Here is a 26543-nt window from a genome sequence, read left to right as displayed (position 1 = left end):
GGACGGGGCTTCCCTCGTCGGGCGGCGGGGCGCCGCTCCCCCCGAATTGCTATCATCTCCGTCGGAGAAGCGATGATCACGCTGCGCGAAGTCCATAAATCCTACGGCGGCCAGGCTCTCTTCGAGGGCGGCTCGCTGCAGATCAATTCCCGCGACCGCTACGCGCTCGTCGGTCCCAACGGCGCGGGCAAGTCCACGCTCTTCAAGATGCTCCTCGGCGAGGTCGAGCCCGACTCCGGCGAGATCCAGGTCAAGCGCGGCGTCTCCGTGGGCTACCTCCCGCAGGAGAACGCGCCTGTGTCGGAGCGCACCGTGCTCGCCGAGGCGCTCGCCGAGCACGAGGACCCCGACGGGCGGCGCACCTCCGAGGCCAAGTCGGTGCTCATGGGCCTGGGCTTCAAGGTCTCCGATTTCGAGCGCCCGGTGAACGCCTTGAGCGGCGGCTGGGCGATGCGCGTGGCGATGGCCCGCCTCCTCCTCCAGGAGCCGGACCTCCTCCTCCTCGACGAGCCCACCAACCACCTCGACCTCGACTCCCTGCTCTGGCTCGAGGACTACCTCAAGAGCTACCCCGGCGCGATCTTCCTCATCTCGCACGACCGGGCCTTCATCAACTCCATCTGCGACGCCATCGTGAGCCTCCAGGAGCATCTGCTGCGCGTCTACCGCGGCGACTACGAGGCCTTCCTGCGCGAGCGCGAGGCGGAGAAGGAGCGCGTGCGCTCGGCCTACCGCCAGCAGCAGATCGAGATCGCGCAGATGCAGGACTTCATCGACCGCAACCGCGCCCGGGTCTCGACGGCCAACCGCGCGCAGAGCATGATCAAGCGCCTCGACAAGCTCGAGCGCATCGAGCTTCCCGAGGAGGACAAGACCGTCCGCATCCGCTTCCCGCAGCCGCGGCGCGCGGGGACCCGGGTCCTCTCGCTGAAGGGCGTCTCCAAGGCCTACGGGGACGTGAAGGTCTACGAGGGGCTCGACTTCGAGCTCGAGCGCGGCTGGAAGATGGCCTTCGTCGGGAAGAACGGGGCCGGCAAGTCGACGCTCCTCAAGATGCTCGGCGGGCTCATCGAGGCCGACCGCGGCGAGCGCGTCGTGGGCTTGAACGCCAAGGTCGGCTACATGTCCCAGCACCGCGTCGGGCACCTCGACCCCGAGCGCACCGTGCTCCAGGAGGCCATGGACAACGACCGGATGAACTCCGAGCTCATGACGCGCACCGCGCTCGGCACCTTCCTCTTCCCCGGCGACAACGTCTTCAAGAAAGTGAAGGTCCTGAGCGGCGGAGAGAAGAGCCGGCTCGCGCTCGTGAAGCTCCTGCTCGACCCGCCCAACATCCTCCTCCTCGACGAGCCGACGACGCACCTCGACATCGCCAGCGTCGAGGCCCTCATCGCCGCGCTCAAGGAGTTCGAGGGCACCATCTGCACCATCAGCCACGACCTCCACTTCGTCAACTCCATCGCCGAGCATGTCGTGCACGTCGAGAACGGGAAGGTCACGCTCTACCCGGGCAACTACGAGTACTTCCAGCGGCGGCAGGCGCAACTCCAGGACGAGGCGGCGGCGAGCGCGCCCGCGAAGAAGGGGGGGGCGCCCGCCCCCGCGCCGGTCCCGGAGAAGGACTCCCGCGCCGAAAGGATGGAGGAGCGGGCCCGCCTGCGCGAGGCCGAGAAGCTCGAGAAGGAGGCCGCCAAGGCCTCCGCGCGCCTCGAGGAGCTCGCCGGCCAGCTCTCCGACCCGGAGCTCTACGCCGACTTCGCGAAGGTCACGGCCATCGGCGACGAGATGCACGAGCTCCAGGAGCGCATGGCGCAGGTCGAATCCGCGCTCAACAAGCTGCGCTCGGCCTCCTGACGTCGTCCCTTCCATCTACCAAAATAGGTGATTTTATGAGCTTTTAATTGTAGTAATTACCGGGAATCCCGGGATATTGACAAATTACCGGGAATCCCGGTATAATGTAACTAGATGAAGATTCACCTTCCAAACAGCGCCTTCCTCGGGAATATCGATCCATTCATTCGCGGATTCGACCCCGCGGACTCCGGAACCCTGGAAATCACCGCGAACGACAAGTGGATCGCCGTTCACCCGGCGGTGCTCTCCATGATCGCCGCGCTCGGGCTCAGGGTCGGACCGGAGAAACTGCACTGCAAGAGATTCGAAGCGGCCTCGCGGCATTATCTCGTCCGTATGGGGCTCTTCAAACTTCTCGGCATCTCCTCGGACAGCGTCATCCAAGAGCACGAGCCCGCGGGCCGCTTCATCCCTTTGACGCAGATCCGCACCGCCGAGGAGCAGACGCGCTTCATCACGGACATGATCCCGATGCTGCACCTGGAGCATGAGCAGGCGAAGACGTTGGGCTACATCTTCAGCGAACTCATCCGGAATGTGATCGAACACGCGGAGGCGGAGCACGGGGCTCTCCTTTGCGCCCAGTACTATAAGAAAAGCAATTCCATCCGCGTCGGCATCGCCGATACGGGTTGCGGCATCAAGGAGACCATCACCCGTTCACACGCGGCCGGCACCGACCTCGAGGCGATCCGCCTTGCGCTCATGCCCGGCATCACCGGCACGACTTCGCGGGAGGGGGGCACGGAACAGAACGCCGGCGCCGGTCTTTTCTTCATCAAGTCCATCGCCAGCGTCAACAAGGACTTTTTCGTGATCTACAGCGGGACCGGCTTCTACAAGCTGTTGAAGAAGAAGGCCTCTCGCAGCCGCCGTCTCAATGCGGATCCTTTCGCGGACAGGCATACGGAGAGCGCGACCATGCCCGCCTGGCCGGGAACGGTCGTCGGCGTGGACATCACTCTGGACCAGACCGAGGAGTTCTCCCTCCTTCTGGACGCCATCCGCGACACCTACAGCTCCGCGGTGCGGGAACGGCGGAAGGAACGCTACAAGAAACCCCGCTTCTCATGAAGACGATAGGCATCCAGGTCCGCGCGGGCGCCTTCGCCGAGAACAAGGACATCGCCAGAGATCTGCGCGTGGGGGAGATCGTCCCGGCGCTGGAGAAGGGGGAAGACGTCATCCTGGACTTCGCCGGAGTGGATGCGACGACGCAGTCCTTCATCCATGCGCTCATCAGCGATCTTATTCGAAAGCACGGCAGCGATGTCTTGGACCGGCTCGAATTCAAGTCCTGCAACGAAACGGTTCGAAAGATCATCACCATCGTCGTGGACTATATGCAGGAAGGTTCCTGACAACAACGCAGCATCCGGCACGGGGCTATCCCAAGCGCCGGGTTCTGCGCTTCAACCTCGCCGGAAATCCCCGGTCAGGATTTCCGGCCGTCCAGATAAGCGGGGCCCGTTGTCAACGAAACGGTCTGCGCCGCCGGCTCTTCATGCTCTGCTTTTAAAGCGTTTGTAGGTCTTTTCGAGAATGCCTGCGAAGCCGTCCTTGTCCATCTTCCCCGAGGCGATTTTTCGAGTGGCCGCCTCCAACGCATCTTCGCCGCCCAGTATGGGATGTCTATTGATCTCCAAGAAGACCAGTGCGGCTGCCAAAGCGGTCCTCTTGTTCCCGTCGATGAAGGGATGGTTCTGGGCGATGTGATAGGCGTAGGCCGCCGCCATCCCGAAAGGGAACTCATGGAAGTACTTCTTCCCTGATCCGCTTTTCGACATGGCCACTGCGGACTCCAACAGAGCCAAGTCTCGGATGCCGGATTCCCCTCCGAAGGAGCGGAGCAAGTCCTCGTGGAACTCCAGGACTTCCGCGAGCGAGAGGAATCGCGGCGACATTCAGTCCGCCAGTCGCTTCAACGCGCGGGAGAACCGCTTCTTCACGGCGCGATAGGCCTTCACCGCCTCTTTGACTTGGCCGGGTTCTGAGATCGGAGAGATGACCAGGTTCTTGCCGTCGGTCGTGATCTCCAGGGGCGTGGTCTCGGAGATATGAAGAAGGGAGAGTATCGCCTTGTCTATGACGAGCGCTTCGCTGTTCCCGACGCGGGTGAGGAATTTGACCATGGCCGCCTCCGTTAACCTGGAATCTTCAGTCGTCGAATCCCGCGTCCAACTGAAGATCCAAGGTTAGTACACTGTTATTATAACAGGCATAACGTCGATGTCAAGGTCCCTTCTATTCCGTTCTGATTCAGGTCTGCCAACGCCTCGGTGAGCCGCCGCGCACTACGGATTCCGCCCGCGTGCGCGGGCGGCTCCATCGAATGTTAGGGGGCAATTGTCTGGCGTCATGTCGTTGTCTTTGCTTGGGATATCGGTGAAGTGACCTTCAGAAGAAAATTCCCAAGCCACCCACCCAAGAGGAAAATGGGGGCATATCTGAGACTGAAGACCAGGCTTCCCGCCGCCGCGTTCAAAGATGGCGGGAAGTCGGCCATAACGCCTATGACTACTGCGGCCATGCACCATCCGCATAGTCCACAGAGGAGTGCACTTTTCCGCACGTGCATACGGAATGCCCACACGCATATCGACAACGAAAGAGTGATGATGACCCCTAAGATGGCCCCTCTGATTCCGAACGGCAAAGGGCAAGCCTCCCAAACTGATGCTGGTCGCATGAAAATGGTCCACATCTGCGCGCAGGACGTAATATTGTTACACCGGTTGAGAAACCACTGATCCAGGCTGAGGTGGGCGGCGAAGAAGACCAAACACATGAACACACTGCAGAAAAAACTGCGAAGGCCATCAAATTTCATTGTTTTGTCCACCTAACTATGAGTAGACTTACCTGTATATCACGGTCTGAAAATCAAGCATAGCATTCAAAATGTCGAATTATATTGCGCAATTTCTGGCGGCATCGCTGATATTTAGGTCGCGAAAGGCCGACCGGGCCGGTCGGCCTCACGCTTTCTGGTGGGCCGTCAATCGTTTGATTTTAGGACGTGAAAATCCAGCGCGAGAACGAAGCCCCAGTGTTCGACGGGAGGAAGCCAGGCTAGAGCCCAGCCAGAGCCTCTTTCGTGACGAAATCGCGGATTTCGGAGCGAGACGCGGCGCGCAGGGGCGCGGCGTAGCGGGGCTACGTAAGCCCCGTCCCGAACATCCAGAATGCGTAGGTTCGGGACGTCCCGAAGCTACGCCGTCTGGTTGTTCGGGACGAGCAACAATGTCGCAGCCCGAAAGCCGCGATTGCAGTAGAAAGAGGTTCTGGCTGGGCTCTAGAAGTCGGCGGAGCGCGGCGTGCGGGGGTAGGGGATGACGTCGCGGATGTTCGCGGTGCCGGTGACGAACTGCACCGTGCGCTCGAGCCCGAGGCCGAAGCCGGCGTGGGGGACGGAGCCGTAGCGGCGCAGGTCGAGGTACCACCAGTAGTCCTCGGGCCGGATATTCATCGCGCGCATGCGGGCTTCCAGCCGGTCGAGGCGCTCCTCGCGCTGGCTGCCGCCGATGATCTCGCCGATCTTGGGGACGAGCACGTCCATCGCCGCCACCGTGGGCTCGCCGCCGTGCTCGGCGGCGTCGTCGTTCTGGCGCATGTAGAAGGCCTTGATCTTCGCCGGGTAGTCGACGAGGATGACGGGCTTCTTGAACTTCTCCTCGGTCAGGTAGCGCTCGTGCTCGGTCTGCAGGTCCACGCCCCACTTCACCGGGAACTCCCAGTTCCGGCCGGCCTTCTCCAGGATGGAGACGGCCTCGGTGTAGGGCAGGCGCACGAACTCGCTGTCGACGATGTGCTTCAAGGTCTCGCGCAGGGTCTTGTCGTGGCGCTCGCTGAAGAACGCCATGTCCTCGGGGCAGCGCTCGAGGACGGCGGAGAAGACGTGCTTGAGGAAGGCCTCGGAGAGGTCGGCGTCGCCCTTCAGGTCGCAGAAGGCCATCTCGGGCTCGACCATCCAGAACTCGGCTAAGTGGCGCGGCGTGTTGGAGTTCTCGGCGCGGAAGGTCGGGCCGAAGGTGTAGACGTCGCCGAGGCCGCAGGCGTAGGTCTCGCCCTCGAGCTGGCCCGAGACCGTGAGGTAGGTCGGGCGGCTGAAGAAGTCCTGCGCGTAGTCCACCGTCCCCTGCGGGGTGCGGGGGGGCTTCTCCATGTCGAGCGTCGTGACCCGGAACATCTGGCCGGCGCCCTCGCAGTCGCTCGCCGTGACGATGGGCGTGTGGACGTAGAGGAAGCCGCGCTTCTGGAAGAATTCGTGGACGGCCCAGCACACCGCGTTGCGCACGCGGGCGACCGCGCCGAAGGTGTTCGTGCGCGCGCGCAGGTGGGCGACGGTGCGCAGGAACTCGAGGGTGTGGCGCTTGGGCTGGATGGGGTAGCTCTCGGCGTCGGCCGTGCCGATGACGTGGACCTCGGAGGCCTTGAGCTCGACGGCCTGCTCCTTGCCGGGGCTCTGGACCACCGCGCCCGTGATGCGCACCGAGCAGCCGGCCGTCAGGCGCACGACCTCGCTCTCGTAGTTGGGGAGCTTCCCTTCGGCCACGACCTGGATGGAGGCCTGGCAGGAGCCGTCGTTGAGGGTGATGAAGCTGAAGCCGCCCTTGCTGCAGCGCAGGGTGCGCACCCAGCCGGCGAGCGTCAGCGTCGCTCCGGGGGCGGTCTTGAGGGCGTCTCGAACCAGGGTCCTTTCCATGGGAGAGTGAAAATACAATATTTCGCGGCTCCCTTGCCCGCTCCTCGACGGGGGACCCAGGGTTTTCCGGCGGAAGACCCAGCCCTCCCGGGCCTCCCGACCCTCGGCGGGAGACCCCTTCCCGCGTACACTCAGAGGATAGAATGGTGCTCACGATCCTCGCCGCGCTTTTGCTGTCCCCGGCATTCGCCGCTCCTGCCCCGAGCGTGGACGACTGGGTCCGCGCGGGCTTCAGCGAGCCCGACCTGCGCGAGTACGACGCCTCCCCCGCGTCCGCGCAGGCCGGCCCGGGCTTCACGCTCAGCGTCGTGCTTCTCAAGGACAGCGGCTGGACGCCCGACGCGGCGGAGAAGAACCTCCGGGAGGTCGCGGAGGTCTTCGCCCAGTGCGGGGTGCGCATGCGCGTGCGCCTCGCCGCCGTGCGCGCGCCCGAAGGGCGCGCCGGCTGGAAGCGCCGGGGGGACGGGCCGGACTCCGTCCTCGCCCTGCACCGGGCCGTGCCCTTCCTCGAGGGCCCCGTCGCCTTCCTCGTCGGGCGCTTCCCCGACGACGAGGAGGCCGCCTTCTCCCGGGCGCGCTGGCGCGACGGCCGCGACCTGCAGCCCGAGCTCTACGACACGGTCTACATCACCGACGAGGTCTTAAGCGCGTACTCGCGCGCCCAGTTCGACCTCTCGCCCTACACCGCCGGCTCCTACAGCGTCAGCGCGCACGAGCTCCTCCATGTCTTCACCCGGCTGGGGGGACACCTCTACCTGCCGGAGCGCAACCTGCTCAACAACTGGGACATCCGCAGCAACCTCATCCTTCCGCGCCACTGTTCGGCCGTGCGCTCGAGCCCGCTTGTGAGCGGGGGGACCCCGTGAGGCGGGGGGGCGCGGCGCTCGCGCTCGTCCTCGCGCTCTCCGCCCGCGTCCTCGGAGCCTGTCCGGTCCCCGACATCGACGGCCCCCGCGGCCGCTTCAACGGCGGGGCGCCCTCGGTCGAGGACCCGGTCTGCGCGGCGGCCGTCTCCTATCTTCTCCCTCTGCGCGCGCTCGAGGCGGCGGCCGGCTTCCCGCCCTCGGCCTGGGGGCTCGGGATCCAGCGCTACGCGACCCTCGAGAACGTCTACCTCGCGGAAGGCGCGCGGCTCGTCGTCGTGACCGCGCCCTTCCTCGCACGCTACCCCGCCGCCTCCCCGGCCGCGCTCTTCACCCTCGCCCACGAGCTTGGACACGCCGTCCAGCGCCGCGAGGCCCCGACCCCGTGGGACGCCTCTCAGCCCGAGGCCGAGCAGAACCTCGCCTCCCGGCGTCTGGAGGCGCACGCCGACGCGCTCGCCTGCGGGCTGCTCAAGCGCGCGGGCTACCCGGCGGACCTCCATGAGCGGGGCCTGCGCGAGCTCTTCCCCGCCGAGGCCTTCGCGGACGAGCGCCCGTCCTCCTCGCCGCATCCGACCCCGCGCGTGCGCCTGCTCAACGCCCTCCGCTGCGCCCGCGGCGAGTTCCCGGCCCCCCGGCTCGAGGATTTCGACGACCAGGGCCTCCTGCGGAACTGATTCAGTGGAATTCCGGAGCTGGGAACAGCAAATCTTAGCCCCCCGGGAATCTTCGTTGGGGATTCCCGGCCCGAAAAGGGAACTTTCCAACCCCCTCGCGAATAAAGTACATATAGAGACCGTCGAGCCGTTCGACGGGACCGAAAGCGAGGAGAAACGACATGGCGATCGTGGAATTCGGCGAGTTCAAGGGCAACAAGATGATCGTGCTCAAGCGCACGCCTGACGACAAGTACCCCTTCCAATTCGGGGTCAACAAGGCGAAGCTCGTGCTCGAGCACGTCGAGGACATCCGCAAGTTCGTCGACGAGAACCAGAAGGCCTGAGTCGTTTCGGCGGCCGGGCGCCGGCTCCGCCGGCGCCCGCCGCCGCATCAAGCCATGAACGCCCTCCTAGCCGTCCTCCTGCTTTGCTCCGCCGCGCCCGCGCTCGCGCAGAGCTACGGCGCCGCTCCCTCCCCGCAGACGGAGACGGGGCCGCAGAACCAGCCGCCGGTCCAGAACGCGGTCGGCTCCCAGCAGCCCGTCACCAACCAGACCGGCATCAGCAATTTCATGCCCATGCACGCGCCCGCGCTCGAGGCTCCCGCCGCCGCGTCCGCGCCGACCCCCGCGGTCTCCTCGAAGAAGACGACGGTCGGGCAGTGCGCTTCGGGCGGCGAGCGCGTCAACGGCGTCTGCCGCGCCAAGTGCGCGTCGGGCGAGACCCGCAACGCCAAGGGGACCTGTACCAAGAGCGACTCTCAGCAGCCTTCCATGCCGGCGGGCGGCGCCGGCGGCGACGACAAGAAGGCGGACGACAAGAACGGCCCTCCCGAGAAGCCGGGCGCCGACGGGAAGCCGAACGCCGCGGGGATGCAGAACTCCGGCGGGACGGCGTCCTGCTCCGGCTCCGGGGGCCTATGCGGCGATTCTTCCCGCGGGGAGAAGACCGCGAAGAAGCTCTCCACTCCTTTCAAGACCGGTCTCCAGCCGGGCAGTTCCTCCATGCCGCCGGAGGCGCGCGAGAACCCGTCCGGCTATTCCGGCGAGCTCGGGAAGGTCGGGAGCTATGATTTCAGCTCGCCGCGCCAGCGCGCCGAGTCGGCCTCGGGCGAGGCGCAGAAAGCCGGCCGGGAGTTCTCCTCGCTCCAGTCGAACGTGCAGAGCGAGCGTGCCGCCTTCGTCCAGGCCTACGGGGGCATCAAGGTCGGGGTCTCGGTCGAGTCCGGCATGCAGGACGTGCTGACCAAGGTCGCGGCCCTCGAAGGGGCCCTGACCGCGCTCAAGGCCTCCGGGAGCCGCACCGCGGAGTCGGTCCGCACCTGCGCCCAGAAGACCTCCGCGGCCTCGGAGGCCGGGGGTCGGGCCCTCTCCGCGGTCCAGGAGTCCTTCCAGACGACCGGACGGTCCGTCCAGTCCGCCGACCAGACGTACGGGACCTTCCAGACCCTGCGCGGGCAGTACGACGCCTGCGTCGACCCCTACACCCAGCAGGCGTGCCGCTCGGCGGTCGCCGCGCAGGCCTCCTCCGCGAAGGCGTCCTACCTCCCCGACTCCGCGGTGCGCTCGGCCGAGAGCGCCCGGAACTCGACGAAGGAGGCCCGGCAGTCGCTCGCCGCCGCTCAGACCGCGCAGACCCAGGCGGAGAGCGCTCTCTCTTCTCTCGCGCAGGAGGGCCAGTCCGCGCGCTCGCAGTTGAACGCGCTCAAGCAGGACTTCGTCGCGCGCTTCAAGCCGTCCTCCGACCCGAACCAGATCGCCCGCACCCGGGCCTTCGGCGCCATCGTCGAGAAGCTCGGCGCGTTCCTCACGGGCGCCGAGTCGATCCGCACGGGGACGCTCGTCCCCGCGTCCGGGAGTCTCCAGGAAGCGCAGAAGAGCCTGCGCTCCTCCCTGGACGGCGCCTGAGCGCGCCCCGCCTTACGCCGCCCTGTTGAGGACCGGCCGGCGCTCCCCGTCGGGGAACGCCGCGGGCGATTGGCGTTCCTCCGAGGAAAATCTTAGAATCCTCGTCAGAGAAATCTTATGAAGACCAAACCCAAGGCCGCGCCCAAATCTCCCGCGAAGCCCAAGGCGGATCCCATCGCCGTTGCCGCGTCGTCTCTGCAGCGGCCTTCGGCTCCGCCTCCGGCGGCGCAAACGCCGCAGGGACGACCCGAGGGGAGCACGGCGAGCGGATCGCGCAAGCGGGGGCTCTCGGCCGACGAGATGGGCAAGCAGCAGCGCGAGATCTCCGTCTCCGAGTTCTTCACGAAGAACCGGCACCTCCTCGGCTTCGACAACCCGCGCAAGGCCCTGCTCACCGCCGTCAAGGAGGCGGTCGACAACGCCCTCGACGCGAGCGAGGAGGCCGGCATCCTTCCCGAGATCGTCGTGAAGCTCGAGGCGGTCGGCGAGGGGCCGACCCCGCCGCCGATCTCCCAGGCGACGCGCTTCCGGGTCACCATCATCGACTACGGACCGGGCATCGTGCGCCAGCAGATCCCGCGCATCTTCGCGAAGCTCCTCTACGGCTCGAAGTTCCACCGCCTGCGCATGAGCCGCGGCCAGCAGGGCATCGGCATCTCCGCGGCAGGCATGTACGGCCAGCTCACCACCGGCAAGCCGGTCTGCATCATCTCCCGCACCGGCAAGGACGCGCCCGCGCACTACTTCGAGGTGCAGATCGACACCAAGAAGAACGAGCCGCGCATCCTCGAGAAGAAGGAGATCGAGTGGGAGAACCACCGCGGCACCCAGGTGACCCTCGAGCTCGAGGGCCGCTACCAGAAGGGACGCGCCTCGGTCGACGAGTACATGGAGCTCTCCTCCATCGCGAACCCCCACGCGAAGTTCACCTACATCGGGCCCGACGGGGAGACGAAGGTCTATGACCGCAGCATCCACGTGCTGCCCGAGCCGCCGCGCGAGATCAAGCCGCACCCCTACGGCATCGAGCTGGGCATGCTCCTCAAGATGCTCCACGACACGAAGAGCCACTGGCTCTCGGGCTTCCTCTGCTCCGACTTCAGCCGCGTCTCGACGAAGGTCGCCGAGGAGATCTGCAAGCTCGCCGAGCTCAACGCGCACAAGCGCCCCCGCGACGTCATGGGCGTCGACGCCGAGCGGCTCTATAAGGCCATCCAGGCCACGAAGATCATGGCGCCGCCGACCAACTGCCTCTCGCCCATCGGGGAGCGGGCCGTGCTCGCGGGCCTCTACCGCCAGATCAAGGGCGAGTTCTACACCGCCGTCACCCGCCCGCCGGCCGTCTATCGCGGCAACCCCTTCGTCATCGAGGCCGGGCTCGCCTATGGCCGCCCGCCGGAGGCGCTCGCGGCGCAGACCGCCGTGAAGAAGGTCCCGCTCGCCGAGGGCGAGGACCGCGGCGACGACGACAACGAGCTCGCCCGCGTCATCCGCTTCGCCAACCGGGTGCCGCTGCTCTACCAGCAGTCGGCCTGCGCCACCTTCAAGTCCGTGCTGGAGACGACCTGGCGCAACTACGGCGTCTCGCAGTCGCGCGGCGCGCCCCCGGCCGGCCCCATGGTCGTCTTCGTCCACATGGCCTCGGTCTGGGTGCCCTTCACGAGCGAGTCGAAGGAGGCCATCGCCGACTACGACGAGATCCGCAAGGAGATCACGCTCGCCCTGCGCGAGTGCGGCCGGCGCCTGGGCATGTTCCTCAAGCGCCGCGAGCACGCCAAGAGCGAGCACCGCCGGCGCAACATCTTCGAGCTCTACATCGAAGAGGTCGCCGAGGCCTGCAAGCGCCTCAAGGGCGGCAAGCTCGCGGCCGAGAAGCTCAAGAAGGACCTCAACGAGATCGCCAAGAAGCTCACCGGCGGCGAGAAGACCGACGAGCTGCTCGGCATGAAGGGCGGCCCCGAGGGCCTGCCGGACTCCATCATCGTCACCGCCGACGGCGTCGAGGGCTGCGTGCCCGTGTCGGAGCCGCCTCCGTCGGCTCCGACGGAGGCTGCGGCGGTAGTCGAGATCCCCGCGCTCCCTTCGGCGGGCCATAGCGCCGAAGGTCCGTCGCGGAAGGAACACGGATCGCGCGCCGGACACGCCGCGCCCTCGAGCGCGTCAGGGACGGCGCGAGAGGAGAAGGACCTGCGCGCCGCTGCGTCTAAGGCGGCGAAGAAGACGCATGCGAAGGCGTCGAAGAAGGCGGCGCCGAAGAAGGCCGCGAAACCGGCGAAGAAGGCCGGCAAGAAAGCGCCGAAGAAGCCCGCCAAGCGCGGCGGGAAGAGTTAGTGCTCCGACCGGATAATCATGAACGTTTTGGAGGCCCGAGCATGAGACGGATTCAAGGAGCGACGACCGAGGATAGCGGGCCGAGCTATCTGAGGGAGGAGCGACGCGGAAGCCGTCCAGGGGCGGGCCTCCCCTTCCACAATAGTTTCGCTGCCGGAGGCAGCGAAACTTCCCAGATAGGGGCCGGGCGCTTTCGGCCGCCAGCGGCGTTGCTCGTCGCTCAGATACCTAAAGGTATCCTCGCTTCTCGCGCCTTGCCGGACGGCCGAAATCGCCCGGTCAAAACGTCCATAATTATCCGGTCGGAGCACTAGCCATGGCCAAGCTCAGCGTCGAGAAGAAGCTCATCGGCCTGGCGGACCTCGTCATCACCGCCGCGGCCCGCAAGAAGGACCCCGCCATCCGCATCCCGGTGCGCGCGCTCTCGAACGTCAAGTTCAACGAGCGCAAGGGGCTCATCGAGATGGGCTCGAACACCCAGATGAGGACCTTCTTCAACGTCGGCATGGCCAAGAAGTTCATGCAGACGATCCTGGTCGCCGACGCGCTCAGCGAGCTCCAGCGCGGCGAGCTGACGACCTCCCTGCGCGAGATCTACTATCGCGCGAAGCACACCATCGCCGACTCGCACGAGAACACCTTCGACGCGCAGGACGAGAGCGACCCCATCATCGAGGACCTGGAGGTCGGGCTCGAGGCGCTGCGCGAGGAGCTGCACGTGCGCGCCGAGAACGGCGGCACGGTCATCGGCCCGCTCGTCCTCGAGGACGACGGGGACAAGGTGGACTGCGCGCGCCTGGGCAAGGGCGGCTACTCGGTGCCCTCCATCGTGGAGGAGGAGTACGTGCGCATCCGCAAGTGCACCGCCGACTTCGTGCTCCTCGTCGAGAAGGGCACGCAGTGGAACCGCCTCGCCGAGGACAAGTTCTGGAAGAAGTACAACTGCATCCTGCTCACCGGCAACGGCCAGCCTCCGCGGGGCGTGCGCCGCCTCGCCCGGCGTCTGCACGAGGAGAAGCGCCTGCCCGTCTACGTCCTCGTCGACAACGACCCCTGGGGCTACTACATCTACTCGGTGGTGAAACAAGGGTCCATCAACCTCGCCTTCGAGAGCCAGCGCATGGCCATCCCGCACGCCAAGTTCATCGGCCTCTCGAGCGCGGACCCCGAGCGCTACAGCCTGCCGCGCAACGTGGGCATCAAGCTCAACGAGAAGGACGTCTCCCGCGCCAAGGAGCTGCTCAACTATCAGTGGTTCCAGAAGAAGGAGTGGCAGGTCGAGATCAAGCGCATGCTCTCCAGCGGCCTCAAGTACGAGCTCGACGCCCTCGCCAACAAGGACTTCCAGTATTTAACCAAGACATACCTGCCGAAGAAATTAAAGGAGAAAGACTGGTTGGACTGAGGAACAGTGTTCCTTACTGTCCTCCCCCACGGGGAGGGCAGGGTGGGGGCGAATCTTAATCGCGAAGTCCCCGCGATTGCCCAGGACCAGGGCAGGGTGGGGGCGAAGTAAAGCAGAAGGCCCGCGCGAGCGGGCCTTCCATTTTATTGGTCCTAATCTCCCAAACCCTCCCTCGAGGGGGAGGGGGAACAATGGTTCGCCCCCACCCTGCCCTCCCCGCCGGGGAGGACAGTGGGGAAGGGGCTGCACCCTGATTAATTTTTAGAAGGGAACGCCGCACTGAGGAAATTGGACCCCGTAGACGGGTCCCAGACCAGGGTGCCGTTCTGGTCGGTGCGCAGCACCTGGGCGCCGACGGCCGCGAGGCGGGTCAGCGCGTCCGTCGTGGGATGTCCGTAGCTGTTCTTCCCGACCGAGATGTAGGCGCGCTGGGGGCGCACGAAGGCGAGGAACTCCTTCGTCGAGGAGCGCGCGCTGCCGTGATGTCCCACCTTGAGGACCTGGGCGTGCAGGGCGGTCCCGTACTGGGAGACGAGGCGGGCCTCCACCTCCGTCTCCGCGTCGCCCGTCAACAGCAGGGAGTTCCCTCCGTAGGCGATCTTGAGGACGATGGAGCAGTTGTTGACCGAGGAGCCGTCTCCGCCGCTGCGGACGGGGCTCGGGCAGGAGCTGAGCACGCGGACCTGCACGCCCGCCGACCAGGAGAGGGCGTCGCCGGGCGCCGGGTACGCGGTCGTGCAGCCGAGCTCGGCCGCGGCCTTGGCGCGCACGGTCTCGTCGCCGCTGGCGCTGCTGTTGTCCATGCGGGTGTCGTAGAAGTGGTCGACCTGCAGGGAATCGAACGCGTACTTGAGCCCGTTGTAGTGGTCGGAATGGGGGTGGGTGAGCACCACGTGCGAGAGCCGCTGGACGCCGCGCTCCGTCAGGAAGCGGCGCAGGGCCGAGATCGTGGGGCCGCCGTCGATGAGGGCGTTGCTCCCGTCCGGGAGCTCGAAGTAGGTCGCGTCGCCCTGTCCGACGTTGATGAAGAAGACGCGCAGGCCTCCGAAGCTGACCTGGACGTCTCCGGAGGGGAGGACGACCGCGGCGGGGGCCTCGGGCTCGGGGACGGCCGAGGGGTCGAAGAGGGTCGCCGAGGAGAGGGGGTCGCGGGCGGCGACCTCCTCGAGCGTCTGGGCGGGGAGGGGGAGCGCGAGGAGAGCGCAGAAAAGCGCTCCGAGAGCGGCGCGCGCGATGCGGCGGATGTCGGCTGCCGTCATGTCCCCTCCTGCGATAGTTTAACGGTCCGGCGCGCGGTTCTAAGGGTCCGTGGGCCTAGGTTCATCTTGAAGCGAAGGGCCCATGCCGGATAGGCCCAAAGTCCTACGCGTCCCCGCGGGCGCCCGCGCGCCCCTTTGTCACGCGCGCGCCAATTATGTTATGAGTATGCGCATATGAGCACTACAACCACGCTTCGACGCACCTCGCTCAACGCGATCCAGCGGGCGGCCGGCGGCCGCATGGTGGACTTCCACGGCTGGGAGCTCGCCGTGCAGTTCTCGAGCATCCTGCAGGAGCACCATGCCGTGCGCAAGGCCGCCGGCATGTTCGACGTCTCCCACATGGGCCAGGTCACCATCGAGGGCCCCCAGTCCCTCGCCTTCCTGCAGAAGGTGAGCGCCAACGACGCCGGGCGGCTCAAGATCGGCGACGCGATGTACTCCCATCTGCTCAACCCCCGCGGCGGGCTCGTCGACGACGTCATCTTCTCCAAGCTCGGCGACGAGCGCTGGTTCATGGTCGTCAACGCGGCGACCGCCGACAAGGACTTCGCCTGGCTGAGCGCGCAGGCCGCCGGGATGTCGGTCCAGCTCGAGAACCGCAGCGACTACTACGGCATGATGGCGCTGCAGGGGCCGATGGCGGAGCGCATCATGGCGTCGGTCTCGCCCGCGGCGGCGAAGCTCAAGCGCTTCGGCGCCCACGAGCTCGACCTCTACGGCCAGAAGTGCCTCATCACCCGCACCGGCTACACCGGCGAGGACGGCTTCGAGGCCATCGTGCCCAACGAGATCGCCTCGCGCGTCTGGGAGACGCTCATGGTCAACGGCGCCTCCTACGGCCTGCTTCCCTGCGGGCTCGGCTGCCGCGACACGCTCCGGCTCGAGGCCGGCTACCTGCTCTACGGCAGCGACGTCGACGACGAGCATACCTCCTTCGAGGCGAACTACGGCTGGGTGGTGAAGCTCGCGAAGGGCGACTTCATCGGCAAGCCCGCGCTCGAGAAGCAGCAGCGCGAGGGGCTCAAGCGCAAGCTGCTCGGAGTGAAGCTCACCGAGCGCGGCGTGCCCCGCCCCGGCGCCCCCGTCCTGCTCGGAGAGGAGAAGCTCGGGACGCTCACGAGCGCGACCTTCTCCCCGACGCTCCAGGCCGGCATCGGCGTCGGCTACATGAACCGTCCCGACCTCGCGGCCGGGACGAAGGTCCAGATCGAGCTGCACGGCCGCCGCTTCGCGGCCGAGATCGCCGCGGTGCCGTTCTACAAGCGCCCGAAATAGGAGAGAACATGGCCAACCCCGAATCCTGCCGCTACATGCCGTCCCACGAGTGGGCCGCCCGTGAGGGCGACCAGGTCCGCGTCGGCCTCTCGGACCACGCGCAGAAGGAGATCACGGACGTGGTCTTCGTCGACCTCCCGAAGGTCGGCCGCACGGTCAAGAAGGGCGAGGTCCTCGCCGCCGTCGAGTCGGTGAAGGCCGCCTTCGACTTCTACGCGCCCGTCTCCGGAGAGGTCGTCGCCGTCAACGCCGACCTCGCGGGCAACCCGGCGCTCGTCAACCAGTCCCCGCACGAGAAGGGCTGGTTCGCGGCGATCAAGCCGGCGGACCCGAAGGAACTCGAATCCATGATGGACCACAAGGCCTATCAGGAGTTCCTGAAGACCGCCGCTCATTAGTCGAGAATCCCTGCGGGATTCCCGCTGGGGTAATAAAAATCGTTCCCGGAACATGCGAGGAAGGATGACGAGTATTCCCGCAGGCGAAAATCTCCATCGGGAGATTTTCGCCTGATGGCCAACGAGATCAAGCTCTTCGAGGCCGCTCCGTCGCTGAAGAACTGGCCGCTGCCGCTGGCGGGGGGGGCGCTGCTCCTCGTCACGGGGATCAGCCTCGTCCTGCTCGAGGCCGTCGCTCCGTCGACGGGCGGGGTCCTGGCCGTGCTCGGCTTCGGCGCCGTCGCCTATCCGGCCATGCGCGCGGCCAACAGCACCTACGTCGTCACGAACACCCGCATCCTCGTGCGCGTGCGGCCCTGGCCGCGCGTCGACTCCGAGGCCCCGCTCCTCGCCCTGCGCGAGGTCCGGGTCCGGCAGACCGCGCTCCAGCGCCAGCTCGGCGTCGGGGACCTCGAGCTCGAGACGACCGCGGGGGCGATCCTCTTCGAGGGCGTCGAAGACCCCGAGCACCTGCGCGAGCGGGTCCGCGCCCTCAAGTAGGCCTCCGCGTGCGCGCCTACCGCCTCGAGACGCCGCCCCTCGACGCCGCGGCGCAGATGGCGGCCGACGAGACGATCCTGGAGTCCGCGGGTCCCGATGCCTGCTTTCTTCGGCTCTACCGCTGGGAGGGCCCTGCGCCCCACGGAGTCACCTTCGGCTTCTCCCAGCGCTGGGAGGACGCTCTCTCGGCGGTCCGCCAGCGCTATCCGGCCGTGACCTTCCCCGTGGTCCGGCGCATGACCGGCGGCGGCGTGGTCTTCCATGACGGGGACCTCACCTTCTCCTTCGTCTTCCCGTGGGAGCGGCTCATCGGGCCGCTGGCGCTCTACAAGAGCATCCACCGGGGCGTGATGGCGGGGCTGCGCGGGGTCGGGGTCCAGTCCGGGCTCTGGGAGCCCGCGGCGAAGCCCGCCGCCGGCCTGCAGGAGCGATGCTTCCCGAGTCCGGTGCCGATGGACCTGACGCTGTCCGACGGGGAGAAGATCCTCGGCGGCGCGCTGCGCCGGCGCCGCGGGATCGGGCTCTACCAGGGCTCGCTGCGGCCCGAGCGCCTCGGCCTGCCGCGGGAGGCGCTGGAGCGCGGCGTCGAGGAGGGACTGTCGCTGCAGTGGCGCACCCTCTTCGAGCCGTGCCCGCTGGCCCCGGCGGCGGCCGCCGCCGTCGAACGGCTCGCGCGCGAGCGCTACGGGCGGGACGATTGGAACAGACGGAGATGACTCGCATGGAGGAAGCATGAAAGCGTTCGTGCTGTGCCGGCTTTCCGCCGGCCTCGAGCAGAAGGCCATCGCGCAGATCCGCACCATCAAGGGCGTCAACGAGGTCTTCCTGACCTTCGGGTCCTGGGACGCCATCCTGACGGCCGAGTGCGACACCCTCGACAAGATCAGCGGACTCATCGTCCGCGAGGTCCGCGGGATCCACGGGGTCCAGGCCACCGAGACCCTCGTCACCACCAACCTTTAGGAGTCCGTCCGAGTAATAGCGTCCATGCCGGTCGCGCGCTGTCGGAGCGAGCCGAGGCGCATCGGAGCGCGCAGGCCTGAAGGCCTGTAAGCTCCGAGCGGCGAAGGCGCAGCCCGATAGCGCGCGACCCGCCTCTCCATCGCAGCTATCTGGGAAGGCGGGAGGCCCGATATCGGGAAATCGCCGCGTTGCTTCGCGCTCAGATAGCTTCGGCTATCCTCGCTTGTCGCGCCTTGCGCTTTCCTCAATCTCGGGCCTCCGGCACGGGCGATATTACTCGGACGGACTCCTGGGCGGGGCTCCCCGACGGGGATCCCCGGGTGCTTGGGAGGCCGTGCGTCTCCGAAGCCCCCGTCGGGGTCCCCGTCGAGGACCCCGACGCGTCGTGCAGACGGCGCGGTTTTTGTGGTAAACTGAGGACGAGAGGAACGAGACATCATGTACGAAGAAGAGGAGCCCAGCGTCATCCCGGAGTTGACGGACCCCAAGGACAAGCTCATCCTCATCGTCGACGACGACGAGAGCATCCTCGACCTCCTCGAGCACGTCGTCAAGAAGGAGGGGTTCCGCGTCGAGCGCGCGGCCGACGGGCAGGAGGCCATCCGCAAGGCCGAGGCCCTCATGCCCAACGCCATGATCCTCGACTTCATGCTGCCCGGCCTGGGCGGCTTCGAGGTCCTCAAGAGCCTCCAGATGTGCGACGCGCGCTCCATCCCGGTGATCATCATCACGGGCCGCCGCATCGACCGGCAGACCGTCGAGATGGTCCGCCAGGAATCGAACGTCCGCGAGTTCATCGAGAAGCCCATCAAGCCGGCCGTGCTCTCCTCCGTCCTGCACCGCATGCTCCAGACCCGGCCGCCCGAGATCTCCCGCAAGACCGATCGCGGGCCGCTCTCCAGCGACTGGTAAGTGCCGAACTCGCCCCTCCTCCGACGCCTCCTGCTCGCCGCGGCGGCCGCCGCCGCCGTCTACGCGATGGTCTGCGCGGACCTCGCTCTGCGCGCCCGCTCCGCCTGGCTCGAGGGCGAGAAGTACATGGAGTGGAACGCCCGCCCCGAGCTGAAGAAGGCCTTCTGCGAGTCGGAGTTCGCGCGCGCGAAGGCCGGGCTCGACGCCGAGAAGGCGGCCGGGCGCATGGGCGAGCCCGAGTACCGGCAGCGCCTCGAGCTCGAGCGCTTCCGCGCCGACGAGGCCGTCCTCGAGAGCTCGAGCAAGCTCGCCTACCACTGGTACAAGACCGCCGTCGAGCTCTTCTCCCCGCCCGAGAGCCGCTGGGTGACGCGCTCGCGCGCGCGCATGGCCGAAGCGAAGGCGCTCTGGGTCGCCGAGCTCCGCGCCCGCAAGATCCCCTTCGAAGACTACATGCTCGAGTGAAGCGCGGGAAGCGGCTCTCCTCCGCCGCCTCCCTCGCCCGAGCGTCCCTCGGACTCCTCCTCGCTCCCTTCTCCCTCGCCGTCCTCTTCGCCGCCTGCGCCGCCTTCGCGCGGCTCGCCGCCCGGCCCGGCGCCTCCGCGTGGTTCCTCGCCGGCTTCGTCGGCTACGCGGTCCTCTACGCGGCGAACGTCGCGCGGCTGAGGCCCCTCTACGTCCTGGCGCACGAGACCACGCACGCCCTCGCGGCCTGGATGGGGGGCGGGAAGGTGTTCGCCATCTCCGTGAAGGGCGAGAGCGGGCACGTCGACCTCTCCCACTCGAGTCCCTTCGTCGCCCTGGCGCCCTACTGGGTGCCGCTCTACGCGCTCCTCTCGGTCCTGGTCTACCGCCTGCTGCTGTGGTCCGGGCCGCCCCCGCACGCGCGCGAGGCCTTCCTGGCGCTCATGGGCGCGGCGCTCTCCTTCCACCTCATGCATACGGCGGAGTCCCTGTGGGTCACGCGCCAGGGCGACCTCGAGGAGGCCGGAACGACGCTCTCGCTCTCGCTGATCCTCCTGCTCAACGGCCTGCTGCTGCTGGCGGCCCTGACCTGCCTCTTCCCGCGCACGGTGTCCTTCGGCGGCGAGCTCGCGCGGGCCGCCGGGTGGGCGGCCTCGTTCTGGCGCCTGCTCGCGTCGGGAGGGGAAGCGCTCGTCCGCGTCCTGAGGAGCGCCGCGCGATGACGCCCGAGCTGCGCCGCGAGCTGCTGCGCAAGATCTTCCACTTCCTCAGTCTCGTCTACCTCGCGGCCTTCCTCCTTCTGGGCCGGGGGACGACGCTCGTCCTGCTCGGGCTCTGGATCCTCGTCGAGGGCGGACTCGAGCTCGCCCGTCTCGCGCGGCCCGGCCTCAACGAGGCGCTCATGCGCGTCTTCGGGGGCATCCACCGCGAGAAGGAGTCCGCGCAGGTCAGCGGCGTCTTCTGGACCTCTCTGGGCTGCTGGCTCAGCGTGCTGTGCTGGGGGGCTCGTCCGGAGGCCGTGACGGCGGGTCTCTGCTGCCTCGCCTTCGGCGACGCCGCCGCGGCGCTCGTCGGGCGCCGCTTCGGACGCACGCGCCTGCGCAGCGGCAAGACGCTCGAGGGCACCCTCGCCTGCTTCGCCGCCTGCCTGCTCTCCTGCGCCGCGGCGGGGCTGCGCGGACCGGCGCTCCCCGCGGCGGCGGCGGTCGCGGCCCTCGTGGAGCTCCTTCCCGTCCCCGTCGACGACAACCTCTGGCTCTCCTTCCTCCCCGCCGGGACCGTCTTCCTGCTCCTGTCCCGGGGCGCTCCGGGCTTTTAGGAAAAGATACAATACGCGCGTATGCTGCACCCCCCGCGCTCGCGCGCCGCGCGCATCCTTCTGCGCGTCATCGGTTCCGGCATCTTCCTGGCGCTCCTCGCCGCCGGCACGGGCTTCTATCTGCTCCAGCGCTACGTCACTCCGGAGTGGCTGCAGTCGGTCATCACCGCCCAGCTCCAGCAGACCTTCCAGCGGCCCGTGCACATCCGACGGGTCTCGGTGGTCCTGCAGCGCGGCATCCGCGTCGACGGCCTCGTCGTCTCCGAGGACCCCGCCTTCCCGGGAGAGACCCTCCTGTCCAGCGAGGCGCTCCTCATCGGCTACAAGGTCGGGGCCCTCCTGCACGGGCGCCTGGAGCTCTCCTCCGTGCAGCTCGTGAGCCCCCGCATCGAGCTCGTCCGCCGCGCGGACGGGACCTGGAACATCGAGGGTCTTCTGCATCGGCCGGCCCCGCCGAGGGGCCTGCTCGCGCTGCCGCCGCTGCAGTCCGCCGACGAGCTCCGCATCGAGGACGGGGAGCTCCGCGTCCGCGACCTCGCGCGCGGGCGAAGCTACCGCATCGAGGCCCTGCGCGCCGCGCTCGACGACGTGAGCTCCCAGAAACCGTTCCCCGTCGAGGCCGACTTCCGCAGCGCCAGCGTCGCGGGGGGACGCCGCATCGACGCCGACGTCTCCTTCTCCGGCGTGGTCTCCCTGGCCGGCCTGAGTCGTCCGGAGGCCTACGTCGCGGCCAAGCGGATCCTCGTGAAGGCGGGGGGGAGGACGCTCGAGCTCTCCGGCTCCCTGCGGGACCTCGACGCGCCGCGCCTCGAGCTGCGCGCCAAGCTCCCGCCCATCGACAGCGCCTGGCTCTCCGCGATGCTTCCCGTGCCCCCCGGACTCTCCCTGCCGGGCGGGGCGCTGCGTCTGAAGCTCTCGGCCCCGGCTTCCCCGCTGCCCGTCTTCGAGCGCCCCTACGTCCTCGAGCAGCTCGAGGGCGACCTGGGCTTCGGCCGCCTCTTCGTGCGCGGACGCTTCGAGGGGCTCGGCTCGGGCAAGGCGACCGTCTCCATGCGCGGGCTCGAGCTCTCGCGCGCGGCGGCCTGCTGGAGGCCGTGGGCCGCGAAAGCCCCGCGCGGGACGCTGAGCGGGAGCGTGAGCTTCTCCGGAGCCGTCTCCTCTCCCTCCGTGAGCGCCCTCGCGCTCGATCTCCGCGAGTTCGGCCTTCGCATCTCGAGCGGCCAGGCCATCGCGCGCGTGGACCTCTCGCTGAAGGGCGCGCGCGAGATGCGCGACCTCGAACTCGTCGTGCGGGGGGGGAGCTACGTCGGGCTGGGCAACGAGTTCTCCGACGTCCGCGTGGCCGCGCGCATCCGCGACGGGGACCTGGACATCCGCGAGCTTCAGGCCACCTGGAGGAACGCGCGCGCGAAGGCCGTCGGCTGCGTCCGGCGCCTGACGAGCCCGCGGGAGGTGGTCTTCGACGCGACGATCGACCGCCTGCGCACCGACGAGCTCTACGCGGGCATCGAGAAGAGCATCGCACTCCAGCACGCCGTCTCCGGCAGCGCGCCGTCCTCGGGTCCCTGGGCGCGGGTCTTCAAGCACGCCATCCCCCGGCGTTTCCCGGACCTCCGCGGCCGCATCCGCGTCGCCAACGCCGTCAGCCCGAACTTCGACACCCAGAACCTCGAGCTCCTCCTCGATCTCAAGGACATCCAGCGCGGCCTCCGGCACGTCAACGGCCGCTTCCGCGCCGCCTTCGGGCCCGGACGCGTCACCAACGTGCAGTCGGTGCGCGAAGCCCATCGGGTGCTCAACGTCCTCCTCCTGCCCTTCACCTACATGCACGAGATGAACGCCAAAGCCGTCATGAGCCTCGACACGGCCACGCCGAAGACCCTGGACTTCAACCGCGTCTTCGGCGACTTCTCCGCGCGCGACGGGGCGGTGGACGTCCACCTCCTCAACGTCGACGGCCCGCAGTTCGTCGGCTACTCGGACGGGGACGTCGACTTCTCGAAGGAGCGCATCGCCGCCAAGGTGCTCATGCGCCTGACCAAGTCGCGCGGCCAGCTCCCCGACCGGCTCGTCGACACCACGGGACGCCCCTCCATCGAACTCCAGCTCTCCGACGACCTCAACAAGCCGTCCGCGAACATCACCCTGCGCAAGATGGGCAGCTCGGACATCGAGGACGCCCTCGCGCTCGGGATGAAGCGCATCGCTCCCCTGGACCCCCTTGCCGGTGGGCTCTGCGGGGAGGGGAAGGAACGATGATGAACAAGCTCGACGTCCTCGGACTCCTGCAGGAGCACGGCGCCATCGAGGAGGGGCACTTCCGTCTGCCCTCCGGCCTGCACAGCCCCATCTTCATCCAGACCGCGTCGGTGATGCAGTATCCCTACATCGCCCAGCGCATCGCGCGGGCCATGAGCGCGCGCTTCCCCTCTCCCGTCGACGTCGTGCTCGCCCCCGCCGTGGGCGGGGTCGTCGCGGGACAGGAGATCGCGCGCCTGCGCCGCTGCCGCTCCATCTTCGCCGAGCGCGTGAACGGGGAGATGCTCCTGCGCCGCGAGTTCAAGATCACTCCGGGAGAGCGCGTGCTGGTCGTCGAGGACGTCCTCGCGACCGGGCACCTGGCCGGGGCGGTCGTCGAGCTCGTGCGCGCCTACGGCGGGAAGGTGGTGGGCATCGCCGCCATCCTCGACCGCTCCACCGCGGCCCTGCCGCTCGGCGTCCCGGTGCGGGCGCTCGTGACCTATCCGGTGCAGGTGATGCCGCCCGACACCTGCGAGCTCTGCGCGCGGCGGGTGCCGTTCTCCCGGCGCGGGGCGCTGGACATCCTCGACGACCTCGGGACTCCTTGAGGGACCAGAGACCGCTCCGCCTCCTCTGCCTCTGCCAGGCCGCGCTCGTCGCCGGCCACGCCCTCTCGTTCCCGTTCTTCGCCCTCTACCTGACCCGCGTGCGGGGCCTGCGCCCCGGCGAGGTCGGAGTCATCATGGCCCTGAGCATGCTCGCCGCGGCGGCGGGCTTCGCCTGGGGCGGCTCGATCTCCGACGGCTACGGACGGGTCCGGGTCATGCTCTGGTCGCTCTCCCTGCGCGCGGTCCTCTCCGCGGCGCTGGCCGCCGCGCTCGCCCTCGCGCTGCCCGTGACGGCCCTCCTCGCCCTCCACGCGCTCTCCGGCCTCGTCGGGAACACCTTTCCCTCCGCGGTGCGCAGCTGGGTCGCGGACAACCGTCCTTCGCGCGAGCGGGTCGAGGCCTACGGCTGGCTCCGCATGGCCGGGAACCTCGGCTGGGCGCTCGGCCCCGCGCTCGGCGGCGCGCTGGCCGCGGTCTCGTATCAGGCCATGTTCCTGGCGACCTCTTTCGTCTTCGCCTTCTGCGCCGTCGCGGTGAGACTCTCGCTGGGGGCCTCCGAGGAGCCGAAGCCGGGCGCGACCTTCTCCCCTGCCGGACTCCTCGCCCCGGCGCGGGACCGCCGCTACCTCTTCTTCACCGTCTGCGCCTTCCTCATCGCCGTGGTCATGGCCCAGCTCATCGCCCCGCTCTCGATGCACGCGGCCCGCTACGGCGGCCTCGACGAACGGCGCGTCGGACTCCTCTACTCGCTCAACGGGCTGATCGTCGTGCTCGCACAGTGGCCGGCCGCGCGGCTCATCGGACGCGGGCGCCTGAGCATCGCGCTCGCCTCCGGCTGCGTCCTCTACGCCCTGGGCTACGCCTCGGCGGGCTTCGCCGGCGGGTTCGCCGCTTTCGCCGCCTCCATCCTCCTCGTCTCCGTCGCGGAGGTCACGACCTCCCCGGCGCTGCAGGCCCTCTCGGCCAACCTCGCCCCCGCGCGCGAGCGGGGACGCTATCTCGGCTTCAGCGGCCTGATGGAGTGCCTGGGCTGGGCCGTCGGCCCGCTCCTGGGCGGCGCGCTGCAGCAGGCGCTGAGCCCGCGCTGGCCCGCCGCCCCCTGGCTCTGCGTCGCCGCGCTCGGGCTCGTCGCGGGGGCGGGCTTCCTCGCGGTGCGCCGGCGCCTGACCCCCGAGGAGGAGGGCGCCCCGGCGGCCTTGGCCGCCGAGCCCGCCCCGCAGGAAGCCTAGAGTGCCTACAATAATTCCCGCAGGCCTGGGAGGCCCGAGTCTGAGACGAGGTCGAGGCGCGACGAGCGCGCATAGCGTGAGCTATGTAAGCGAGGAGCAACGAAGAGATCGGCCGGAATCGGGCCTCCCGAAGGGCGGGCGGCTTTCGGTCGCCGGCGGCGTTGCTCGTCGCTCAGATAGCGCACGCTATCCTCGCTCCGTCGCGCCTTGCCGGCAAGCCGAAATCCATCCCGCCCAGGTCTGCGGGAATTATTTTAGGCACTCTTAGGAGGAACGCCATGATCGACCGCTACACCCGGCCGGAGATGTCGGCGCTGTGGACGCCCGAAGCGCGCCTGCGCCGCATGATGGACGTCGAGACGGCCCTCCTGGAAGCCCTCGCGCCGGAGAAGCGCATCCCCGCCGCGCAGCTGCGCGTCCTGCGCCGCGCGCTCGAGCGCCCGCTCGAGGCCGAGGTCCTGCGCCGCGAGCGCCGCAGCGCGCACGACGTCGTCGCCATGATCGAGACCGTGAGCGCGCGCCTTCGCGGGCGGGCGCCGGCCGTCGCGCGCTATCTCCACTACGGCCTCACCTCTTCCGACGTCCTCGACACCGCCCTGGCCCTTCAGCTCCAGGACTCGGCGGACCTCCTCCTCGAGGGCCTCGAGCGCTGCCGCCGGGCGGTCGCGAAGCTGGCCCGCCGTCATCGCCGCACCTGGATGGCGGGGCGCACGCACGGGGTGCACGCCGAGCCCATCACCTTCGGCTTCAAGCTCGCCGGCTGGCACGCCGAGCTGCGCCGCTGCGTCGAGCGTCTGCGCGCCGCGCGCCGCGCGGTCTCCTACGGGAAGCTCTCCGGAGCGGTCGGGATGTACACCCAGCTGCCGCCGTCCCTCGAGGCGCGCGTCTGCCGCCGCCTCGGGCTGCTCCCCGAGACGGCCGCGACCCAGGTCGTCCCCCGCGACCGCCACGCGGAGTTCTCCCACGCCCTCGTGCTCGCCGGCTGCGCGCTCGAGCGCTTCGCCGTCGAGGTCCGCCACCTCCAGCGCACGGAGGTCCTCGAGGCGGAGGAGCCGTTCGGCCGCGGACAGAAGGGCTCCTCGGCCATGCCGCACAAGCGCAACCCCGTCCTGAGCGAGAACATCTGCGGCTGCGCGCGCCTGCTGCGCGGCTACCACGCGTCCATCCTCGAGGACTGCGCGCTCTGGCATGAGCGCGACATCAGCCATTCCTCGGTCGAGCGCGTCGCCCTCGTCGACGCGCTGCTCCTGCTCGACTTCATGCTCCACCGCTTCGCGCGCGTCCTCGAGGGCCTCGTGGTCCATCCCGAGCGCATGCGCGCGAACCTCGAGTCCTCGCGCGGTCTCGCCTTCAGCCAGAAGGTCCTCCTCGCCCTCGTGGAGAAGGGACTGGCCCGTACCGAGGCCTACGCGATCGTCCAGCGCTGCTCCTTCGAGACCTGGCGCTCCGGCGCGCCCCTCCAGGAGAGCCTCGCCCGGGACCCGGAGCTCCGGAGCCGTCTCTCAGAGCGCGCGCTGGCGGCCTGCTTCGACCTGCGGGCGCGCGAGCGCGCCTCCGACGCCGTTCTGCGCCGCGGCGGCCTGATTTGAGAAGGGAACTCGT

The 26543-nt window shown here is 68.4% G+C and carries 26 protein-coding genes; 22 read left to right on the top strand and 4 right to left on the bottom strand.

The features are described from left to right. Positions 1 to 72 precede the first annotated feature (72 nt). From WC969_10270 to WC969_10260, 3 genes are all read left to right on the top strand, one after another. Positions 73 to 1857: an ATP-binding cassette domain-containing protein gene (locus WC969_10270; protein MFA6030229.1), complete on the top strand. Its 1785-nt coding sequence runs from the start codon at positions 73 to 75 to the stop codon at positions 1855 to 1857. Positions 1858 to 1971: 114 nt separating this feature from the next. Beyond that, positions 1972 to 2934: a hypothetical protein gene (locus tag WC969_10265; protein MFA6030228.1), complete on the top strand. Its 963-nt coding sequence runs from the start codon at positions 1972 to 1974 to the stop codon at positions 2932 to 2934. Further along, positions 2931 to 3221 carry an STAS-like domain-containing protein gene (locus tag WC969_10260; protein ID MFA6030227.1) on the top strand — a complete coding sequence of 97 codons (291 nt, stop codon included), beginning with the start codon at positions 2931 to 2933 and terminating at the stop codon, positions 3219 to 3221. The genes WC969_10265 and WC969_10260 overlap by 4 nt, the downstream gene beginning before the upstream one ends. A gap of 141 nt (positions 3222 to 3362) precedes the next feature. Here the strand turns inward: WC969_10260 and WC969_10255 are convergent, their stop codons facing one another. The 3 genes from WC969_10255 to asnS all read right to left on the bottom strand — a co-directional run bounded on the left by WC969_10255 (position 3363) and on the right by asnS (position 6565). Then, positions 3363 to 3764, bottom strand: coding sequence for a type II toxin-antitoxin system death-on-curing family toxin (locus tag WC969_10255; GenBank protein ID MFA6030226.1), 402 nt, complete (start codon positions 3762 to 3764; stop codon positions 3363 to 3365). Next, positions 3765 to 3992 carry an AbrB/MazE/SpoVT family DNA-binding domain-containing protein gene (locus WC969_10250; GenBank protein ID MFA6030225.1) on the bottom strand — a complete coding sequence of 76 codons (228 nt, stop codon included), beginning with the start codon at positions 3990 to 3992 and terminating at the stop codon, positions 3765 to 3767. 1163 nt (positions 3993 to 5155) lie between these two features. Further along, positions 5156 to 6565: an asparagine--tRNA ligase gene (asnS, locus tag WC969_10245; GenBank protein MFA6030224.1), complete on the bottom strand. Its 1410-nt coding sequence runs from the start codon at positions 6563 to 6565 to the stop codon at positions 5156 to 5158. Between the two features lie 143 nt (positions 6566 to 6708). Between asnS and WC969_10240 the strand changes: the two genes are divergently transcribed. The 6 genes from WC969_10240 to WC969_10215 all read left to right on the top strand — a co-directional run bounded on the left by WC969_10240 (position 6709) and on the right by WC969_10215 (position 13730). Further along, positions 6709 to 7431: a hypothetical protein gene (locus tag WC969_10240; protein ID MFA6030223.1), complete on the top strand. Its 723-nt coding sequence runs from the start codon at positions 6709 to 6711 to the stop codon at positions 7429 to 7431. Next, positions 7428 to 8105 (top strand): hypothetical protein, encoded by a 678-nt coding sequence (locus tag WC969_10235; protein ID MFA6030222.1) that lies wholly within the window; start codon positions 7428 to 7430, stop codon positions 8103 to 8105. The genes WC969_10240 and WC969_10235 overlap by 4 nt, the downstream gene beginning before the upstream one ends. Before the next feature lie 161 nt (positions 8106 to 8266). Further along, on the top strand, positions 8267 to 8431 hold the full coding sequence (locus WC969_10230; GenBank protein ID MFA6030221.1) for a hypothetical protein: 165 nt from the start codon (positions 8267 to 8269) through the stop codon (positions 8429 to 8431). 54 nt (positions 8432 to 8485) lie between these two features. Next, entirely contained in the window at positions 8486 to 9994 is a 1509-nt protein-coding gene (locus WC969_10225) for a hypothetical protein (protein ID MFA6030220.1), read from the top strand. 117 nt (positions 9995 to 10111) lie between these two features. Next, positions 10112 to 12325 carry a DNA topoisomerase VI subunit B gene (locus WC969_10220; protein MFA6030219.1) on the top strand — a complete coding sequence of 738 codons (2214 nt, stop codon included), beginning with the start codon at positions 10112 to 10114 and terminating at the stop codon, positions 12323 to 12325. A gap of 316 nt (positions 12326 to 12641) precedes the next feature. Then, positions 12642 to 13730, top strand: a complete 1089-nt coding sequence (locus WC969_10215) for a DNA topoisomerase IV subunit A (protein MFA6030218.1) — start codon at positions 12642 to 12644, stop codon at positions 13728 to 13730. Positions 13731 to 13984: 254 nt separating this feature from the next. Here WC969_10215 and WC969_10210 read toward each other — a convergent pair whose 3' ends face one another. After that, complete coding sequence (locus tag WC969_10210) at positions 13985 to 14989, bottom strand: ComEC/Rec2 family competence protein (GenBank protein ID MFA6030217.1); 1005 nt, start codon at positions 14987 to 14989, stop codon at positions 13985 to 13987. Between the two features lie 174 nt (positions 14990 to 15163). Here WC969_10210 and gcvT point away from each other — a divergent pair, with 174 nt between their 5' ends. From gcvT to purB, 13 genes are all read left to right on the top strand, one after another. Beyond that, on the top strand, positions 15164 to 16267 hold the full coding sequence (gene gcvT, locus WC969_10205) for a glycine cleavage system aminomethyltransferase GcvT (protein MFA6030216.1): 1104 nt from the start codon (positions 15164 to 15166) through the stop codon (positions 16265 to 16267). A gap of 8 nt (positions 16268 to 16275) precedes the next feature. Next, positions 16276 to 16665, top strand: coding sequence for a glycine cleavage system protein GcvH (gcvH, locus tag WC969_10200; GenBank protein MFA6030215.1), 390 nt, complete (start codon positions 16276 to 16278; stop codon positions 16663 to 16665). A gap of 114 nt (positions 16666 to 16779) precedes the next feature. Next, positions 16780 to 17205, top strand: a complete 426-nt coding sequence (locus tag WC969_10195; GenBank protein ID MFA6030214.1) for a PH domain-containing protein — start codon at positions 16780 to 16782, stop codon at positions 17203 to 17205. Positions 17206 to 17213: 8 nt separating this feature from the next. Beyond that, the gene (locus WC969_10190) at positions 17214 to 17921 is read left to right on the top strand and encodes a hypothetical protein (GenBank protein MFA6030213.1); all 708 of its coding nucleotides are present in this window, start codon (positions 17214 to 17216) and stop codon (positions 17919 to 17921) included. A gap of 16 nt (positions 17922 to 17937) precedes the next feature. Next, positions 17938 to 18168, top strand: coding sequence for an Lrp/AsnC ligand binding domain-containing protein (locus WC969_10185; protein MFA6030212.1), 231 nt, complete (start codon positions 17938 to 17940; stop codon positions 18166 to 18168). A gap of 438 nt (positions 18169 to 18606) precedes the next feature. Next, the gene (locus WC969_10180; protein MFA6030211.1) at positions 18607 to 19080 is read left to right on the top strand and encodes a response regulator; all 474 of its coding nucleotides are present in this window, start codon (positions 18607 to 18609) and stop codon (positions 19078 to 19080) included. Next, positions 19081 to 19545: a hypothetical protein gene (locus WC969_10175; protein ID MFA6030210.1), complete on the top strand. Its 465-nt coding sequence runs from the start codon at positions 19081 to 19083 to the stop codon at positions 19543 to 19545. Further along, positions 19542 to 20267, top strand: coding sequence for a hypothetical protein (locus tag WC969_10170; GenBank protein MFA6030209.1), 726 nt, complete (start codon positions 19542 to 19544; stop codon positions 20265 to 20267). The genes WC969_10175 and WC969_10170 overlap by 4 nt, the downstream gene beginning before the upstream one ends. Next, entirely contained in the window at positions 20264 to 20863 is a 600-nt protein-coding gene (locus tag WC969_10165; protein ID MFA6030208.1) for a hypothetical protein, read from the top strand. Before WC969_10170 ends, WC969_10165 begins: the two co-directional genes overlap by 4 nt. A 21-nt stretch (positions 20864 to 20884) precedes the next feature. Continuing rightward, positions 20885 to 23122 carry a hypothetical protein gene (locus tag WC969_10160; GenBank protein ID MFA6030207.1) on the top strand — a complete coding sequence of 746 codons (2238 nt, stop codon included), beginning with the start codon at positions 20885 to 20887 and terminating at the stop codon, positions 23120 to 23122. After that, complete coding sequence (gene pyrE / locus WC969_10155) at positions 23119 to 23712, top strand: orotate phosphoribosyltransferase (protein MFA6030206.1); 594 nt, start codon at positions 23119 to 23121, stop codon at positions 23710 to 23712. Before WC969_10160 ends, pyrE begins: the two co-directional genes overlap by 4 nt. Continuing rightward, entirely contained in the window at positions 23709 to 24941 is a 1233-nt protein-coding gene (locus WC969_10150) for an MFS transporter (GenBank protein MFA6030205.1), read from the top strand. The genes pyrE and WC969_10150 overlap by 4 nt, the downstream gene beginning before the upstream one ends. A gap of 278 nt (positions 24942 to 25219) precedes the next feature. Next, positions 25220 to 26530, top strand: coding sequence for an adenylosuccinate lyase (gene purB / locus WC969_10145; protein MFA6030204.1), 1311 nt, complete (start codon positions 25220 to 25222; stop codon positions 26528 to 26530). Positions 26531 to 26543: the final 13 nt, after the last annotated feature.

It is taken from the genome of Elusimicrobiota bacterium (genome assembly GCA_041660925.1).
Taxonomy (GTDB): Bacteria; Elusimicrobiota; Elusimicrobia; order UBA1565; family UBA1565; genus JBAZUV01.
The sequence above is the reverse complement of the archived record's forward strand: the minus strand, read 5'-3'. Positions and strand labels throughout refer to the sequence as shown.

What these genes read in the sequence shown, in the direction of transcription:
- WC969_10270 (MFA6030229.1), top strand. Translation starts at nt 73, where the DNA reads ATGATCACGCTGCGCGAAGTCCATAAATCCTACGGCGGCCAGGCTCTC.
- WC969_10265 (MFA6030228.1), top strand. Translation starts at nt 1,972, where the DNA reads ATGAAGATTCACCTTCCAAACAGCGCCTTCCTCGGGAATATCGATCCA.
- WC969_10260 (MFA6030227.1), top strand. Translation starts at nt 2,931, where the DNA reads ATGAAGACGATAGGCATCCAGGTCCGCGCGGGCGCCTTCGCCGAGAAC.
- WC969_10255 (MFA6030226.1), bottom strand. Translation starts at nt 3,764, where the DNA reads ATGTCGCCGCGATTCCTCTCGCTCGCGGAAGTCCTGGAGTTCCACGAG.
- WC969_10250 (MFA6030225.1), bottom strand. Translation starts at nt 3,992, where the DNA reads ATGGTCAAATTCCTCACCCGCGTCGGGAACAGCGAAGCGCTCGTCATA.
- asnS (MFA6030224.1), bottom strand. Translation starts at nt 6,565, where the DNA reads ATGGAAAGGACCCTGGTTCGAGACGCCCTCAAGACCGCCCCCGGAGCG.
- WC969_10240 (MFA6030223.1), top strand. Translation starts at nt 6,709, where the DNA reads ATGGTGCTCACGATCCTCGCCGCGCTTTTGCTGTCCCCGGCATTCGCC.
- WC969_10230 (MFA6030221.1), top strand. Translation starts at nt 8,267, where the DNA reads ATGGCGATCGTGGAATTCGGCGAGTTCAAGGGCAACAAGATGATCGTG.
- WC969_10225 (MFA6030220.1), top strand. Translation starts at nt 8,486, where the DNA reads ATGAACGCCCTCCTAGCCGTCCTCCTGCTTTGCTCCGCCGCGCCCGCG.
- WC969_10220 (MFA6030219.1), top strand. Translation starts at nt 10,112, where the DNA reads ATGAAGACCAAACCCAAGGCCGCGCCCAAATCTCCCGCGAAGCCCAAG.
- WC969_10215 (MFA6030218.1), top strand. Translation starts at nt 12,642, where the DNA reads ATGGCCAAGCTCAGCGTCGAGAAGAAGCTCATCGGCCTGGCGGACCTC.
- WC969_10210 (MFA6030217.1), bottom strand. Translation starts at nt 14,989, where the DNA reads ATGACGGCAGCCGACATCCGCCGCATCGCGCGCGCCGCTCTCGGAGCG.
- gcvT (MFA6030216.1), top strand. Translation starts at nt 15,164, where the DNA reads ATGAGCACTACAACCACGCTTCGACGCACCTCGCTCAACGCGATCCAG.
- gcvH (MFA6030215.1), top strand. Translation starts at nt 16,276, where the DNA reads ATGGCCAACCCCGAATCCTGCCGCTACATGCCGTCCCACGAGTGGGCC.
- WC969_10195 (MFA6030214.1), top strand. Translation starts at nt 16,780, where the DNA reads ATGGCCAACGAGATCAAGCTCTTCGAGGCCGCTCCGTCGCTGAAGAAC.
- WC969_10185 (MFA6030212.1), top strand. Translation starts at nt 17,938, where the DNA reads ATGAAAGCGTTCGTGCTGTGCCGGCTTTCCGCCGGCCTCGAGCAGAAG.
- WC969_10180 (MFA6030211.1), top strand. Translation starts at nt 18,607, where the DNA reads ATGTACGAAGAAGAGGAGCCCAGCGTCATCCCGGAGTTGACGGACCCC.
- WC969_10165 (MFA6030208.1), top strand. Translation starts at nt 20,264, where the DNA reads ATGACGCCCGAGCTGCGCCGCGAGCTGCTGCGCAAGATCTTCCACTTC.
- WC969_10160 (MFA6030207.1), top strand. Translation starts at nt 20,885, where the DNA reads ATGCTGCACCCCCCGCGCTCGCGCGCCGCGCGCATCCTTCTGCGCGTC.
- pyrE (MFA6030206.1), top strand. Translation starts at nt 23,119, where the DNA reads ATGATGAACAAGCTCGACGTCCTCGGACTCCTGCAGGAGCACGGCGCC.
- purB (MFA6030204.1), top strand. Translation starts at nt 25,220, where the DNA reads ATGATCGACCGCTACACCCGGCCGGAGATGTCGGCGCTGTGGACGCCC.